This is a genomic window from Vibrio sp. B1ASS3 (assembly GCF_905175355.1).
GTDB lineage: Bacteria > Pseudomonadota > Gammaproteobacteria > Enterobacterales > Vibrionaceae > Vibrio > Vibrio owensii.
Genome location: NZ_HG992742.1, coordinates 1,364,666 through 1,379,408 on the forward strand (window position 1 = coordinate 1,364,666; position 14,743 = coordinate 1,379,408).

The 14,743-nt window shown below is 48.0% G+C and carries 12 protein-coding genes; 2 read left to right on the forward strand and 10 right to left on the reverse strand.

Annotation, left to right across the window (positions count from 1 at the left end; translation table 11 throughout):
- Positions 1-351 precede the first annotated feature (351 nt).
- Entirely contained in the window at positions 352-738 is a 387-nt protein-coding gene (locus tag KJB05_RS06255; RefSeq protein ID WP_020197185.1) for a DUF4345 domain-containing protein, read from the forward strand.
- A 9-nt stretch (positions 739-747) separates the two neighbouring features.
- Positions 748-2,250: an arylsulfatase gene (locus KJB05_RS06260; RefSeq protein WP_208444357.1), complete on the forward strand. Its 1,503-nt coding sequence runs from the start codon at positions 748-750 to the stop codon at positions 2,248-2,250.
- A gap of 118 nt (positions 2,251-2,368) precedes the next feature.
- On the opposite strand, the gene KJB05_RS06265 is transcribed toward KJB05_RS06260, so the two are convergent.
- From KJB05_RS06265 to dsrO, 10 genes are all read right to left on the reverse strand, one after another.
- Positions 2,369-2,941 (reverse strand): TetR/AcrR family transcriptional regulator, encoded by a 573-nt coding sequence (locus tag KJB05_RS06265; protein ID WP_208444358.1) that lies wholly within the window; start codon positions 2,939-2,941, stop codon positions 2,369-2,371.
- 95 nt (positions 2,942-3,036) lie between these two features.
- On the reverse strand, positions 3,037-3,606 hold the full coding sequence (locus KJB05_RS06270; protein WP_009707000.1) for an ABC-type transport auxiliary lipoprotein family protein: 570 nt from the start codon (positions 3,604-3,606) through the stop codon (positions 3,037-3,039).
- Positions 3,606-5,252, reverse strand: coding sequence for an intermembrane transport protein PqiB (gene pqiB / locus KJB05_RS06275; RefSeq protein WP_208444359.1), 1,647 nt, complete (start codon positions 5,250-5,252; stop codon positions 3,606-3,608). Before pqiB ends, KJB05_RS06270 begins: the two co-directional genes overlap by 1 nt.
- Positions 5,245-6,576, reverse strand: a complete 1,332-nt coding sequence (locus tag KJB05_RS06280; protein WP_005438939.1) for a paraquat-inducible protein A — start codon at positions 6,574-6,576, stop codon at positions 5,245-5,247. Before KJB05_RS06280 ends, pqiB begins: the two co-directional genes overlap by 8 nt.
- A gap of 133 nt (positions 6,577-6,709) precedes the next feature.
- Positions 6,710-7,714: a substrate-binding domain-containing protein gene (locus KJB05_RS06285; RefSeq protein WP_009706997.1), complete on the reverse strand. Its 1,005-nt coding sequence runs from the start codon at positions 7,712-7,714 to the stop codon at positions 6,710-6,712.
- 150 nt (positions 7,715-7,864) lie between these two features.
- Positions 7,865-8,926, reverse strand: coding sequence for a c-type cytochrome (locus KJB05_RS06290; protein ID WP_244142887.1), 1,062 nt, complete (start codon positions 8,924-8,926; stop codon positions 7,865-7,867).
- Positions 8,923-9,546, reverse strand: a complete 624-nt coding sequence (locus tag KJB05_RS06295; RefSeq protein ID WP_208444360.1) for a c-type cytochrome — start codon at positions 9,544-9,546, stop codon at positions 8,923-8,925. Before KJB05_RS06295 ends, KJB05_RS06290 begins: the two co-directional genes overlap by 4 nt.
- A 175-nt stretch (positions 9,547-9,721) precedes the next feature.
- Positions 9,722-12,814 (reverse strand): tetrathionate reductase subunit A, encoded by a 3,093-nt coding sequence (locus tag KJB05_RS06300; protein WP_208444361.1) that lies wholly within the window; start codon positions 12,812-12,814, stop codon positions 9,722-9,724.
- A gap of 17 nt (positions 12,815-12,831) precedes the next feature.
- Positions 12,832-13,929, reverse strand: coding sequence for an NrfD/PsrC family molybdoenzyme membrane anchor subunit (gene nrfD, locus KJB05_RS06305; protein WP_208444362.1), 1,098 nt, complete (start codon positions 13,927-13,929; stop codon positions 12,832-12,834).
- Positions 13,926-14,693, reverse strand: a complete 768-nt coding sequence (gene dsrO, locus KJB05_RS06310) for a sulfate reduction electron transfer complex DsrMKJOP subunit DsrO (RefSeq protein WP_009706991.1) — start codon at positions 14,691-14,693, stop codon at positions 13,926-13,928. The genes nrfD and dsrO overlap by 4 nt, the downstream gene beginning before the upstream one ends.
- Between the last annotated feature and the right edge of the window lie 50 nt (positions 14,694-14,743).

Here is a 14,743-nt window from a genome sequence, read left to right on the forward strand (position 1 = left end):
TGGATAAGTTTCTTTTCAATTCAGCGTGATACCGATTCTCTATGATCGAGCTAAGATCTTTTTTGTAAATAACTCTAGACCGACCGGTTTGCATTGTGTATTCTTTAACCATCGAAGAGCGTGGTAACGCGTTCAACATTCAACGTCGATGGAATGACATTTGACGGAGAATCCCAGATGAAAATCGAAAACGTCATGCTATCCGGTTTGTGTATTTTGGCGCCTTTATTGATGTTTTCTTAAGGACACACAAGCTTCATCAAGCCTCTTTCAAAAACGCATTAGTTATGCAACTTGTTTAATTTGTTAATTTAACTACGCTGCATGTGAAACAGCGAATCAGGAGATGTCATGAAAATTCAAAGTATTTTTCTTCTCTTAGCTGCAGCAGGTCTTACCCCAATTGCACTTTCTTATGGTTTTTCACCGGTTGACTCGCTCTCATTTTTATTTGGGATTGATGCATCCTCGGTGAACGTTAGCCACATTTTCCGAGCGGTCATGGGATTGTATTTAGCGCTCGCTATGTTTTGGGTAATGGGGGCGATGAGCACCAAATATCGTCTACCTGCACTGTATAGCTTGGTCATTTTTATGTGGGGCTTAGCGATGGGAAGGCTCTTGAGTTTGCTAGTAGACGGAATGCCGCATTGGTTGTTAGTCGTGTATCTATTTTTGGAGTTCGGCTTTGGCTTGGTGGGGCTGAAGATGATCAGAAAAGAAGAGCAAACAGCATAAGGAAAATCTATGAAAGGGATACTTCGTCTTGTAGCGCTAGGATTGGCTTCATTGACGTCCTTCGCTGCAACTGCAGCGCAGGACCAACCCAATATCTTCGTGATATTTACTGATGATATTGGTGTCTCTAACGTCAGCGCTTATCACCGTGGGTTGATGAGTAGCCAGACGCCAAACATTGATAGCATTGCTGAAAAAGGCATGTTACTTACTGATTATTACGCCCAGCCATCTTGTACTGCTGGGCGTTCTGCTTTTCTAACTGGACAATTACCGGTAAGAACAGGCATGCACACTGTCGGCCTACCAGGTGGTCCTGTTGGGCTTAACCAAAATACTCCAACTCTACCTGAGTTACTTAAAGAGCTTGGCTACGTCACGGGGCAGTTTGGTAAAAACCATTTAGGTGACCGCGATGAGTTTCTTCCAACCATGCACGGCTTTGACGAGTATTGGGGCTGGCTTTACCACCTAAACGCAATGGAATACACCGAAGATCCTGATTGGCCGAAGGATGAAGCTTTCCAAAAGTTTGCGCCACGTAATGTCATTCATGCGAAAGCCGATGGAAAAGGTGGTCAGTCGATTAAAGATGATGGCGCTCTCACCATTGAGCGAATGCGTACTCTTGATGATGAGGTCAACAAGCATGCGATCGATTTTATTGAGCGTGCGGTGAAGGCTGAAAAACCGTTCTTTACTTGGTACTGCCCATCACGAGGCCATGTATGGACGCATCTCCCTCCGAAATATGAAGCGATGCTTGGTACTAACGGTTGGGGATTGCAAGAGGTCGTAATGAAAGACCTCGATGACCACGTTGGAGAAATGCTTGCGAAGCTTGAAGAGCTCGGCGTTGCTGACAAAACCATAGTGATCTTCACCGCCGATAATGGGCCAGAGATCATGACGTGGCCAGACGGAGGCATGACGCCTTTCCATGGTGAGAAAGGAACAACGTGGGAGGGTGGGGTTAGAGCCCCTTTCTTGATCAGTTGGCCTGAAAAAATCCCAGCAAATAAAGTCAGCAACGGTATGTTTGATGGGATGGATCTACTGCCGACGTTGGTTGAAGCTGCTGGTGGTCCTGCTGATTTAAAACAGCAAATGCTAAAAGGTTACAAAGGCCACAAAGCACACCTTGATGGCTACAACCAAATGGAAATGCTAACCAACAACGGCAAATCTAATCGCAACGAAATCTTTTACTACGAGCGCGATAAACTGCAAGCCGTCTGTGTAGGGGACTGGAAAGCACATTTTGTGGTACAAAACCACGGTTGGAGTGGCCCGAAAGAAGAGTTGAATGCGCCACTGTTATTCAATCTACGCCAAGATCCTTATGAGCGAGCGGAAGAAGAGTCCGGTATGTACTTAAAATGGATGGGGCAGAAAATGTGGGCCTTTGGTCCTGCCCAAGCCGCTGTTCAACAGCATTTGGAAACCTTCAAGAAGTGGCCTCCAGTGACGCCAGAAACACCTGCAGAAACCGTCGGTGGAGTCGGAAATTAGCATTACCCATCTAATAAACATAAAGCCAGCGAAATGCTGGCTTTGTTGTCTTTATCTTGATGGTTTATCTCGATATATGTGCTGCGCTGTGTTTTGCCGAGTATGTGAGAGGTTCTGCTTACTCGTTTAGCAGCTTGACGGTGGTTTGCATCGCATCATCTAAAATTGCGCGATCTTTTTGCATTGCCGCAAGCAACGTATAACCCAACCACAAGCTAAACAGTGTTTTTGCTGTTTGTTCCGGTGCAGACAAACTAATCGTACCTTCTTGATTGCAGCGCTCAAAGAAAGTCGTCATTTTCTCAATCATTTTCTTAGTGCCGGCTGCCATTTCACTTTGCATTTCAGTGTCGTGGCCAGAGACTTCACCTGCGAGTTTGACGACCAAGCATTGAATACGAAAGTCTTCGGTCAACTTAACGACGCACCAATCATCAAAGTAGGCTTGTACGCGTTCGCTTGGCGCTTTGGATTCGTCACTCAAAAAGCGTTCGAGACGCTCAAGGTGCGTTTCAAAGTAGTCGTGCAGCAAAATCGCACCGAAGTGTTCTTTTGATTTGAAGTAGTGATAAAACGACCCTTTAGTACCTTCTGCTTCGTTAATTATCTTCATTAAACCCACACCAGCAAAGCCGTGTTCATTGATCAAATGCAATCCGGCATCGAGCAACGCTTGTCGCATGTCTTTCATTCTTTATCACTCACTAAAAGGGCAGGGTTACAGTGTATCGGGAAAACAAGGGGAGAAAAAGCCGCCCACTCAGAGAACTGAATGGGCGAGGAATGTTATAGCTGCGCGGCGATTTGATCTGTCAGGTTGTTCAAACCTACCGATAGTGCATCGACAAGTGCATCGTAGCCTTCATCTTGTAAAGGCATGCTGATTTTGACTGGAGCACTGGTCTTCACTTTGCCGTTAGCATCAACAAGGAGCCATTCACCTTCGATTTCAGCGTTGCCTTCATAACTGCCATTGAACTTACTTAACGACAATTGAAGCTTGCTCTCGTCACTCTGGTCGAGCAGGTTATTCACTTCTACCGGCCAGTATTGGCTTTGCTTGCTACGCAGTTCGTCGATTACACGCGTCGTGATTTGCTCAGAGATACTGTGTGCCCACTGATTGTGTTTCGCTTGGATGATCTGAGTCTCTGAAGCGCGATACACAATACCACTGTCGGCAAGGTAGCTTGCCAATTCAACTGGGCGAACCACAAGTTGTGGGCGTTGTGCAATCATGGTATCGCTTACCTTGGCTGAGCTTGCTTCCGGTAAGACATACAAAGCGCCTGTGTCTTCAGGAGCACTACTACAGCCTGCCAATAGGGCAGAAATCAATAAAAGTCCGCGTTTCATTATTTTTGCCCTCTCGCTGGAATTGGATCGCTCACTTCATCTTCACCAAACACCAATGAGTTTGGTTTTTCATTCAATTGTTTCAACACTGGTTTGAACTCCGTCATTACTTTTTCAAGCTCTTTCAGCGTTGATTCCATTTCGCTGTACATGGTGGAGTTTGGACCGTAACCATCCAATGTTCTTTGAAGTTGCTCTAGGCTCTTGCGAATGTCCGCAGGAATCGCTTTGGTGTCGTCTTGGTTTAGGAGACGATCCACGCTGTTCGCAACACGCTCTGCCGAAGCCAGTGTTTTTTCTGAGTTCTTCAGTGTCTTATTCAGTGAATTCAACGTATCTTCCATCGGTAAGCTGTTTAGCTTGGATAGGAAGTCATTCACTTGGCGTTGAACCTGAGCAAAGCCACCTTGTTTGGTAGGGAATACATCGAAATCTTCGAACTTGCTTGGTACGTATGGGTCTTCATCTGGGTAGAAGTCTGTGTCGATGTACAGCGCACCTGTTAGTAAGTTACCGGTTTTCAGCGTACCGCGAAGCCCTTTGGCAAACTCTTCTTTGAGCTTCTCTTTGAATCTTGGTAGTTCGCTAGACGGTAGGTTTTCATAAACGCGACCGAGCTCAATACGCACAAGTACTGGGATTTTTTTCGCCGAGAAATCTTCTTCCGGTGTTGGCATACGCATTGGCACTTTCATTACTGTACCGATACGAAGGCCGCGATATTCCACAGGTGCTTTGCGTTTTAGACCACGTACCGATTCTTCAAACATCATGACGAATTGAATGTAGTCGTCGTACATGCCTTCGCGTACTTGCTTCACATCATCGAAAAGGCGGAAGTGCAACATATCTTCTTTGACTTCATCACCAGCGCCTTGACCTGGAAGGGTGTCAAAAGTGACACCGCCTGTAATGAGGCTTTCTAATGAGCCAAACTTCACTTCAAAGCCTTCTGCATTAAGCTGTAAATCGACGCCAGAGCTTAACCAGAAGTGGGTTTTGGTGCGTACTAAGCTGTCGTATGGTTTGAAAATGAACAACTGGTACAGTGCACGACGAGTTTCAACATCAAAGCTGGTTGTTTCCACTCGACCTACGGTAAAGCCTTTGTAGATAACGGGATCGCCAACACCAAGTTTTCCGGCTTCACGGTGAGTTAACACGATACGCAGGCCTTCTGCATCAGGGGAGGCTACTGGCGGCACATCGAGTACGTCGAAATGATCTTTCTCTATCTCAGAATTGCCCGGTTGTAGTTGAATATAAGCACCTGATAACAAGGTCTCTAAGCCAGAGACACCTTCACGACCGATGCGAGGTTTTACCACCCAGAACATTGAGTCTTCACGCAGCATACGCTTCGCGTCTTTGTTCATTTGCGCCGTGGCAATGATGTGGTCATAGTCTTCGCTAAGTTTAACGTCCGTAATCACGCCCACTTTTACGTTCAGAGCTTTGATTTCGGTTTTGCCGACTTCAATGCCTTCCGCTGTAGGAAGTTTTAACGTGATTTCTGGTCCAGTGCTGTTGATGTATTGGAACAGCATCCACGCTCCCATCGCTAGCGCAAGGATCGGGATGATCCAAATCGCAGAGACCTGCTTTTGAGGTTTTATTTGAGCGGTTGCGTTGTTCTCATCACTCATATTTGGCTTTCTCAGTTAAGTTATTGTTCATTGGCTCCTGCGCTTCGTTTTGTGGTAATTGCCACAACAAACGCGAGTCAAAAATCATTGCAGAGAGCATGGTTAGTATGACCACTGCAGCAAATGAGAGTGCAGCTGGACCAGGGTAAATCGCCATTAGGTTTTGCAACTGTACGAGCGCAACCAAAATCGCGACAACAAAAATATCAATCATTGACCAACGACCGATAAATTCTGTAATTCGATAGACTTTTAAACGGGAAATGCTTTCTTCCGGCGGTAAGTACTGTGCTTTTTGAGCGTTGTAGTAAAGCCACGCCAATGCCAGCATTTTTGCCATAGGGATAAACACGCTAGCAAAGAAGATAACCGCTGCAATAGGGTAAGAACCCAGTTGCCACAGGAGAACCACACCTTCCATGATGGTGGAACCTTCGGAATGACCAAGGCTAACGGTATACATCATTGGATATAAATTGGCAGGAATGTAGAAAATGACCGCTGCAAACAGCAAAGCCCAAGCTTTCTGCATGTTATCTTTTGGGTTGTATCTGTGCACAGGGCTATCGCAACGAAGGCATTTTTGGTGTTTTTTATCTTCAATTGGATTGAGTTGATGACACGTGTGGCAACCGATGTGGTTTTCGTTATGGTGTGTGTCACCTTCTTTAACGTTTGGTAATTCAATCGCAGGAATAAAGTGTCCCCATAGCCAACTCTTGTCGACCATCGAAATGCACTTCACGACCAGCACGGTGTACACACAGAATGCCCAGAATGAGCTGCCCATACCGATTTCTGCCAACGACGCGATCTTAATCAAGCTCACCAAAACGCCAATCAAAAATACATCAACCATCAGCCAAGGCTCGACTCGGAATAAGAGTCGACACAGCGTTTTCGCCATGCGGATTTGTTTTTTACCCAACGGATGTTTGAGTGATTTTAAGGCTTCAAGGTGAAGAAAGAGGATCAAACCAACATAGATAGCGGGTAACACGACCACTGTCGCGAGCAGCAACGCACCGAGTAGCGCGTTATGAAATTCCGCCAACATCTTCGCCGCGTGCATCAAGGTGATCTCTTGGGATAAACCTTGAACACTGAATGACATGAATGGGAAGGAGACACTTAAAACCAAGGTGATCAGGCAAGCCACCGACACAGCGATAACGCTTTGATACGGCTTGGCGTTGACTTTGGTTAGCGAATGCTCACAGCGAGGGCATTGGGCTTTTTGACCTTGTTCAATATCGGGGATACGAACGACCAAGCCGCACTCCTCACAGGAGATCAGTTGACGTGAATTTGGTTGAGTGCTCATTCAGTTATTATTTCGTACTTTTAATAACTAAGAATAACTCTTTTTCTTCTTAGGCGCTTGTTTTTGCGGGGATGTTTTACAAGCTTCTAACCTGTTTAGATGGAAAAACCAGTCTCGGAGACTGGTTTGAGCTTTATTTGATACTGCCAACGGAAGAGCGTCTGACCAAAATTGGCATGAATAATTTGTGTTCCGTGCGTTCTGTTTCTTCGTTATTGACCAACTGAAGTGAGAGCTTCACCGCCTCATTGGCCATGACTTGAATTGGGTAGCGAATGGTCGTGAGGCGAGGGTAAATGTAGCGCGCGATATGACCATCATCGAATCCAATCACTGACATGTCTTCAGGAATACGGATGCCATTTTCTTGCAGCAAGGTCATGCAGCCCGCAGCCATGTAGTCGTTGTAGGTAGCAACAGCAGTGATGGGTGTGTTCTTCGCCATCAGGTTAACCATAGCTTGTTCACCGCCGGTTTCATCTGGCTCGCCGTACTCGATGTATTCTTCACGAATCTTGATGCCGTTATCTCGCAGAGCATCAAGATAACCGTCGCGACGATCTCTCGCATCTTCAATATCATGACCTGAGCAGATATAGCCGATGTGCTCGTGTCCATTGCGAATCAAATGCTCAGTGGCAATGTAAGAGCCTTTGCGGTTATCCAACGCAATACAACGTGAAGCGATGTCTGGCACGATACGGTTGATCAGCACCATGCCCGGAATTTCATTGGCGAGCGTGGTTAGCTCGGCATCCGTCATGCCTTTGCTGTGTACGACCAAAGATTCACAGCGACTGTTGATCAGCAAGTTGATCGCGTTGCGCTCTTTCACGGCATCATGATAGCCGCTGCCAATCAGAAGCTGTTTCTCTTGTTCACTGGCAATGGTGTCGATGGCCTTAACCATGGTGCCAAAAAAGGGCGCAGAAACGTCGTTCACCAATACCCCAATCGCGTTGGACGATTTACTGACTAGCGCGCGTGCATTGGCGTTCGGGCGATAGCCTAGTTTTTTCATTGCTTCTTTGACGGCGACAATTGCGGATTCACTGGTGTGTGGGGCGTCATTGATGACGCGAGATGCGGTTGCAATGGATACGCCAGCTTCTTTTGCGACGTCTTTGATGGTAGCCATAGGGAACTCAGGATCTGAAATTTGCTTCATTTAACAATGCACAGCGGATGAACTCAAACACCCAATTGAGAATAGTGGCGGTGTATCAAGGTTTTAAAACAAAAAAGCGTGCTCAGGTGAACACGCTTTTAGTCGAATTGAAGCTCTTGCCTAATCTACCGTAGTTGGCGGGAAGGCTTTGCTGCCTAAAACATGACCATTCACTTCTTTGCCGTAGTACCCTTGGTGGTTGTGGTACTTCGCCGCGTTCGCTTTTAAATCACCTTTGTAGCGAGGGTCCTGTGGTCGTTCGTGGCTGTTGATATACGCCGCGACATCCCATGCATCTTGCTTACTCAATTGAACGCTTTTGCCCAAAGGCATATTCTCGTAAATGAAGTAAGCTGCGGTGTTGATGCGGTGCATGCCTGCGCCCCAGTTGTAAGCGTATTCGCCCCACAAAGGTGGAATGTAAGAGCGGCCGTTTTCATCGTGAATACCTTGACCACTTTCTCCATGACAGGCCGCGCAGTTGTCGACGTAAACTTGCGCCCCGCGCTCTGGTGAAGGCTCAAGCTCTGGGTTGTCAATTTTTGGGTAGCCACGACCTGCGAGGTTGCCACGTTTCTCCGCAGGCAAAGCGTTAGCGATTTTTTCTGGCAACGGGAAATCTTCTGCTTTACCGCCCGTCAATAATTGTTCAGTACTGATGGCAGGAACTGGCTCATCTTGCATACCGTATTGGTCCAATAAGCCTCCCATTGCTAACCAGTAGGCATAAGCGCTGAGCGCCTCTAGTTCTTTTGAGTCTTTTGCTGGTGGCTTACCATTCATCGAATAGGTGAAACAGCCTTGAATGCGGTCGGCGTAACTGTTTACTTTGTCGTTCTTTTTGCGATAAGCAGGGTAGGCCATATAAGCTGCCCACAGAGGTGCTGCGTTAGCTTTACGTCCGGCTTCCATGTGGCAATTCACACAGTTTTGCTCGTTACCCACATAACGTCCACGCATTTGCTGGGAGTTCACAAACAATGAGTAGCCGTATTTTACTTTCTGACCAAACTCGTCGTTTTCGATGGTGCTTAAATCGCGAGGTTTAAGGTACTGCGTGTCAGCGTGCTTTTGTACCGCTGGTAATTCGGTTTGGCGATCTGGCAGTTCATGGTTTGCTGCATCATTGGCGTGTGCAAGGGTTGAGATGCTTGCAAGCAGCAGGGAATAAATCAGTTTCATTTCGACTCCTCATAACGCAAAGAAGCGAAGTAGTAAGACAGGCTTTCGATTTCTTTATCGGTGAGTTTTTTCGCGATACTGCCCATCATATTGAGCGGGTCACCGCTGCGTGTGCCGTTCTTCCAAGTATGAAGTTGGTTTTGTAAGTAATCGGCTTGTTGGCTCGCAAGACGGGGAAATTTATCTACGCCCATACCACTTGCGCCGTGGCAAGTTGAACAAGCGGGAATGTTTCTATCCCAGTCTCCTTGATAAACCAATTTTCGATAAGGATTGCTGATATCCGCTTGATCACCGCGCTGCTCAAGGTCGGTAAATTCCCAAGTCGGCAATTGAGCAAAATATTGCAGAACTTCTGCACGAAGTGTCGGGTCGCTAAGCTCATCGGCCATGCCTTTCATGATGACATTGTGGCGCTTGTCGTTCGAGAACAGCTCGAGCTGACTTTCCATATAGTCGGCATTAAGTCCGGCAAGCATAGGTGCGATACCTGCTTGACCTTTACCGTCGACACCATGGCATCCGGTACAGATCTCGCCGTGTTCGGGGAGTGGGGCAGAATAAGCTGCGAAAGAGGCGGCACTCAAGCAAAGCGCAGCCAAAGATAAGTTACGAAACATGCTGACTCACATTTGATTATTATTTGAGCGCATTATTGTGAGTATTGTTATTAGTTGTGGCTATTGTGGAAATCCACATAAATCCTGTGGAGAGGCATGGCGGCTTACTGCAGAAATAAAAAAGGCTTCCACCCTAAAAGGTAAGAAGCCTAACGAATAAATGATGGCAGAATCGCTACGCTTTGCGAATCTTCGCAGGCAGAGATTGACGAGCTGCTGCACCAACCACCCAATCCAGCATCACACCTTTGCCTTCACGAGTAGGGTCAATCAAACCTACGTCGTTGATGTTGACGCCATCATGACCGCTGGTTTTCACTGGTTGTTGTTTATCACCAATCCAGTGCGCACGCTGACCTAACTCTGTGTGGCCAAAGCCATGCTCAAAACCGAGCGTCCCTTGGCGAATACCAGACATGACCATTGCAAGCGCTGTGGTGCTGGCTCCTGGAGTTTCAATCACGAAATGATCGCCAGTTTGAATGCCAACCGCAGCGGCATCCGCTGGATGGATGTAAACAGGGTTAACGCCTTTAATCGAGTTTAAGCGTGGTGATAAGTTGGATACCGCGCTGTGAATGTTCGATTTAAAGTTGGTCAGACTAAATGGCCATTCGGTTTTCGGGTACTGAGTCTCAAGTGGTGTGCCATCTGCGAGCTTTTGTGGATGCCAAGTCGGACAGCCACTGTAGAACTCGCCTGTCATGGTGTTTCTTGCACTGCCAACACGCTCGTTCCAAATCGCAACAGGACGTGTCCACTTGTACTTCATTTGCTCACCTTTGTAAGCTTCTGTGGCGTTTTCAAAACGACCACCGCGAGCAAAAATGTACGCCACGCGCTTCATCTCTTCTGGTGTTAGTGCTTTTTGCATGCTTGGTAGCAGGCGCTCAAGACCAGACCAAGCAATATCTTCTGCACTCACTTCCGGAACGCCACCTTTCACGTAGGCAAGGTTGGCTGCTGAGCGAAGATAGAAGTCTTCAGCAGAGTGAATACCGTGTAAACGACCTTGCGTATCTTTTATGGCGTTGTCACCAAAGCCGCCTAGCTGCATCTTTTTGGCGATATCAATCAGGAAGTTCTCCAGACAAATACTGCGACCATCGGCGGTTTTTTCTGTGCGCGCTTCCACGATTGGCCAGCGAGCCGTCACTGCTTTCACTGGAACATCATGCCAAGGCGATGCCATGCCCCAGCTTTCGTAAGTGACGGTATCAGGCACAATGTAGTCCGATAGTGCCGTTGTCTCATTGATGAAGGCATCGACAGAAACAATCAAACCGAGATGCTTTGGATCTTTTAGCTTGTCTTCAAGCAGCGTTTTTAAACCCGGCACGCCATAGATTGGGTTCGCCATATGGTTGATCCACGCTTTCACTCGGTATGGATAACCATCGATCGCCGCCGATAGATGCTCGGTAAGCAAAGGCGCTGCAAACGGATACCAAGGTGCACGAGTTGGGTAAGGGGATTCGCCTGCCTCCACGCGACGTTTGTATTCGCTGGTTTTTTGGTAAGGGAATTTGCTGCGCGAAAGGAACACACCTTTTGGTCCCACTTTGCCTTCAAATTGAGTGAAGTCGTAGCGAGGGCCTGCCGCAGATGTCGGATAACCGCCTGCTTTCGCCATCGCACCGCCTTTCATATTGATATTACCAATCAGAGCATTAAGCATCATGATGGTGAATGCGTTGTAGAAGCCGTTGGTGTGCATGTTGCCGCCGTGAGTATCGACAACCGCTTTAGTACCATGACTGGTAAAGCGTTTTGCTAGCGCGATGATTTGATCCACAGGGATCTCACATTGCTCGCTGTAGAAGTCCAGATCGTACTTAAACGCTTCTTCTTTCAAACGTTGCAAGGATGACTTAACGCGAACGACACCGGTTGTTAGCTCTACATCTTGGTCGACAAACAACGATGCTTCACCCGCCTGCTTGTGTACACTCAATTCGCCGCTTTGCGCATCGACAATCACGTATGGATCTGTCTCTGACAATGCTTCCCCTTCAAATGGCATACCCATTTCAGATGCACGTAAGAAGTGCCCGTGACGTGGGTGAGATTCATCGCTGATCACAAGGTGAGTGGCATTACACCAATGTGCCGTGCCCGCTCTTTGCATCGCCGTTGCTCCTGGCTGCGCAAGGAAGGTTTTGTTGTAGCGTTCGTTGGCGATGATCCACTGAATCATGCCAAGAACCAAGGCTGAATCGGTGCCCGGTTTGATAGGCACCCAATGGTTATTATCACCCGCAGCAAGGCTGGATGAACCTGCTGGCAAGCTCGGCGTGATAATGGTGTATTCCAATTTGCCTTCGGTACGTGCTTTGGCTAGCTGACGAGCCTGACGTTTGAACGGGTTACCCGCTTGTGCTGGTGACATGCCAATAAAAATAATGTATTCGGCATTATCGAAGTCTGGCTTTAAGTGGGCGTTCTTATCCAAATCGTTCATGAACGCGCCGCTGCCTGCACGGAAAGCGTAGCCACAATAAGAACCATGATGGCCAAAGTTACGCGTACCAAAGCTGTTAAAAGCAAAACGTTTGAAGATGTCGTCACGGCCTTCGTTACCAGCGTTGGTCATCAACAGTTGGTTGGCTTTCGGGCCGTATTCTGGGTTTTGCGGATCAACGGGCGTCGTGAGGTCGCGAATGTCTTTCAAACCTTCAACATGACCTTCGCCAAATAGATCGCCACCGTTGACGACTTCGTCCACCAATTGCTCGTAGCTGATCGGTTCCCATTTGCCTTCACCACGTTTGCCCACACGCTTCAATGGTTGGGTAATACGATAAGGGCTATTACGAATTTCCATCATGCCGTTACCACGAGCACACGCTGTGGAACGGCCCTCTAAACCGTTTTCCCCCGCCAAGCTCAAGTAAGCGTCTTTTACTGGCGTCTCAAATGGAATGTGCTGATGATGTGATAACGGATGGTATGGGTTGCCCGAAATGCGCAGGATCTCGTCGTTACGGTTGTCGATACGAACGCGCAAGCCACATAAGCTCCAACAACCAAAACACATTGATGGCGCAACACGCTGATTCGGATTCGGGATTAAGTTGCCCTTGTCGTTTACCTTGTATTCGGGCTCCAGTGAGTTGCCGTGGTGAATATCACGGGTTTTCTCACCCGCAGTGCCGTGAATAGCACCTTCTACCATGTGTTTGGTGGTGGTTGCGTAGCCCGCAGCAAAGGCACCAAGCCCTCCCACTGCAAGGCCAGATTTCAAAAACTGACGGCGTTTGTTATCCATAATGAAATCCTCTTAGATCAGTGTTGAGTTAGGGTTGAAGGTGTTGATTCATGCTTTGGTTGAACCAGCTCTGATCCAAGCAGAGCGAGAGCCATCCACAGACCAAACATGCCGATGATGCCGAGCAGACCATTGCTGCCAATTGGTAAGTCATATGGATATGAACCAACATCGAACTTAGCGATGGTTTGTACTTCCATCATGGTGATCCAACGAACAGTCCATGCTGTGGTGAGGGTCATCGCAGACATAATCAACAAGCGAATAAGGTTCGTGCTTGAATCGCGTAATATAAACAGCGAAAGCAACACGCACGCTAGCAGCAAGGCAGTAAGCAGTGCGATATGGTTGACCCATTCAGGCGCTGCGTAGAGCGAAAAGACGGTATTGTTTGAGGCCCAAATCGGGATCAGTAACAATGCCAATACACTGCTCATCGCTGTTGTTTGACGTAACAGACGAGTATCGCCAAAGCTCAACTTTTCAGTTTTAGATGGGATGAGTAACCAAGTAAGCAATGTAAAGCCGACGGCACCGATAAATGCCGTGACAAACCAAAGCACAGGCGATGCTGGTTGGTGCCACAATGAACGAGATTTCACGATGGCGATTTCAGCGCCAGTGTAGAGTGCAATGCTCAATCCAGACAGAACTGTTGCTACAGCGGCGGCCATCATCAATTTGCGGCTGGTTTGCCAGCGACCAAGTGACAACTTAGAAATTAGACGAAGCACTTTGCCCGGTTGGGCTTCAAGGCTGATCAAATCATGACGCAGATATAACCATGCTGTTGCCACAGCCAAGCCTGAGAACAGCGGTAAGAACAACGAACCTAATGACATCCAAGACCATGGCGTTAGGTGTGCGTAGAAATGCCACGCGCGTCCCGGCTGGTGTAGATCGCCTGTTAACGCGAGCGGGCCAACGATCGCGCCAATTGCCAAAGTCAGCACCAAGGCGGCGCGCAGACGATGGCTAGTGTGAGATTCAAACAACAGCGCGATTAAGAATAAGATAGCCGCCGCATAAGCTGAGCCGATGTAGAAGAAATATTGCACCGCCCACGGAAGCCAAGCGATGGCCTGAGGCTGTACGAGCACTTCGGTTATGTTCATGCTTTTTCTCCTTGTGGATCGTAAATCGCAGGCTGACCTTCAATGTGTTGCGTGAAGCGTTCATTCATGCCGATGTAGAACACGTGAGGTTTGGTGTCTTCGTTTGGTTTTAGCACCTTGATGTCGTCTTGGTGCTCTGTCATCAGGCGACGAACTTCGCTGTTCGGATCGTTGATGTCACCAATTACGCGAGCACCACCGACGCACGTTTCCACGCAAGCTGGCAGCAAACCTTCTTCGAGGCGATGTGCGCAGAAAGTACATTTGTCCGCAGTTAGGGTCTCTTCGTTGATGAAGCGCGCATCGTAAGGACAAGCCTGCACGCAGTAAGCACACGCCACGCAGCGACTGTTATCGACCATCACGATGCCGTCTTCTCGTTGGAAGGTGGCTTGCACCGGACAAACGGCCACACACGGTGGGTTATCACAGTGGTTACACAAGCGCGGCAGCATGAAAGACTTCACTTCTTCCGTTGCAGTTGAGCCATCATCGAGGGTGACTTCATACTGTTTTACTGTGGTTCGGAACTGACCAATAGGGGCTTGGTTCTCGATGCTGCAACCGACAGTACAAGCCTGACAGCCAACGCATTTACGCAAGTCGACAACCATGGCGTAGCGTTTACCGACTTGGCCTTTGCGGTCGGGTTCATTGTTGTTTCTGATCACTGTGCCTGCTGTGGCTGTGCCAATTCCGGCGATCGGAATCAGCGCAGCGCCTGCGGTAACGGCACTGAGAAAACGGCGTTTGGTGGAATCCATAACTCACCTGCTAAGATTGATTAGAGCTTGTTTTCATTGTCAGAATTGCA

Coding starts and splice junctions, on each gene's coding strand:
- KJB05_RS06255 (WP_020197185.1), top strand. CDS start 352: ATGAAAATTCAAAGTATTTTTCTTCTCTTAGCTGCAGCAGGTCTTACC.
- KJB05_RS06260 (WP_208444357.1), top strand. CDS start 748: ATGAAAGGGATACTTCGTCTTGTAGCGCTAGGATTGGCTTCATTGACG.
- KJB05_RS06265 (WP_208444358.1), bottom strand. CDS start 2,941: ATGAAAGACATGCGACAAGCGTTGCTCGATGCCGGATTGCATTTGATC.
- KJB05_RS06270 (WP_009707000.1), bottom strand. CDS start 3,606: ATGAAACGCGGACTTTTATTGATTTCTGCCCTATTGGCAGGCTGTAGT.
- pqiB (WP_208444359.1), bottom strand. CDS start 5,252: ATGAGTGATGAGAACAACGCAACCGCTCAAATAAAACCTCAAAAGCAG.
- KJB05_RS06280 (WP_005438939.1), bottom strand. CDS start 6,576: ATGAGCACTCAACCAAATTCACGTCAACTGATCTCCTGTGAGGAGTGC.
- KJB05_RS06285 (WP_009706997.1), bottom strand. CDS start 7,714: ATGGCTACCATCAAAGACGTCGCAAAAGAAGCTGGCGTATCCATTGCA.
- KJB05_RS06290 (WP_244142887.1), bottom strand. CDS start 8,926: ATGAAACTGATTTATTCCCTGCTGCTTGCAAGCATCTCAACCCTTGCA.
- KJB05_RS06295 (WP_208444360.1), bottom strand. CDS start 9,546: ATGTTTCGTAACTTATCTTTGGCTGCGCTTTGCTTGAGTGCCGCCTCT.
- KJB05_RS06300 (WP_208444361.1), bottom strand. CDS start 12,814: ATGGATAACAAACGCCGTCAGTTTTTGAAATCTGGCCTTGCAGTGGGA.
- nrfD (WP_208444362.1), bottom strand. CDS start 13,929: ATGAACATAACCGAAGTGCTCGTACAGCCTCAGGCCATCGCTTGGCTT.
- dsrO (WP_009706991.1), bottom strand. CDS start 14,693: ATGGATTCCACCAAACGCCGTTTTCTCAGTGCCGTTACCGCAGGCGCT.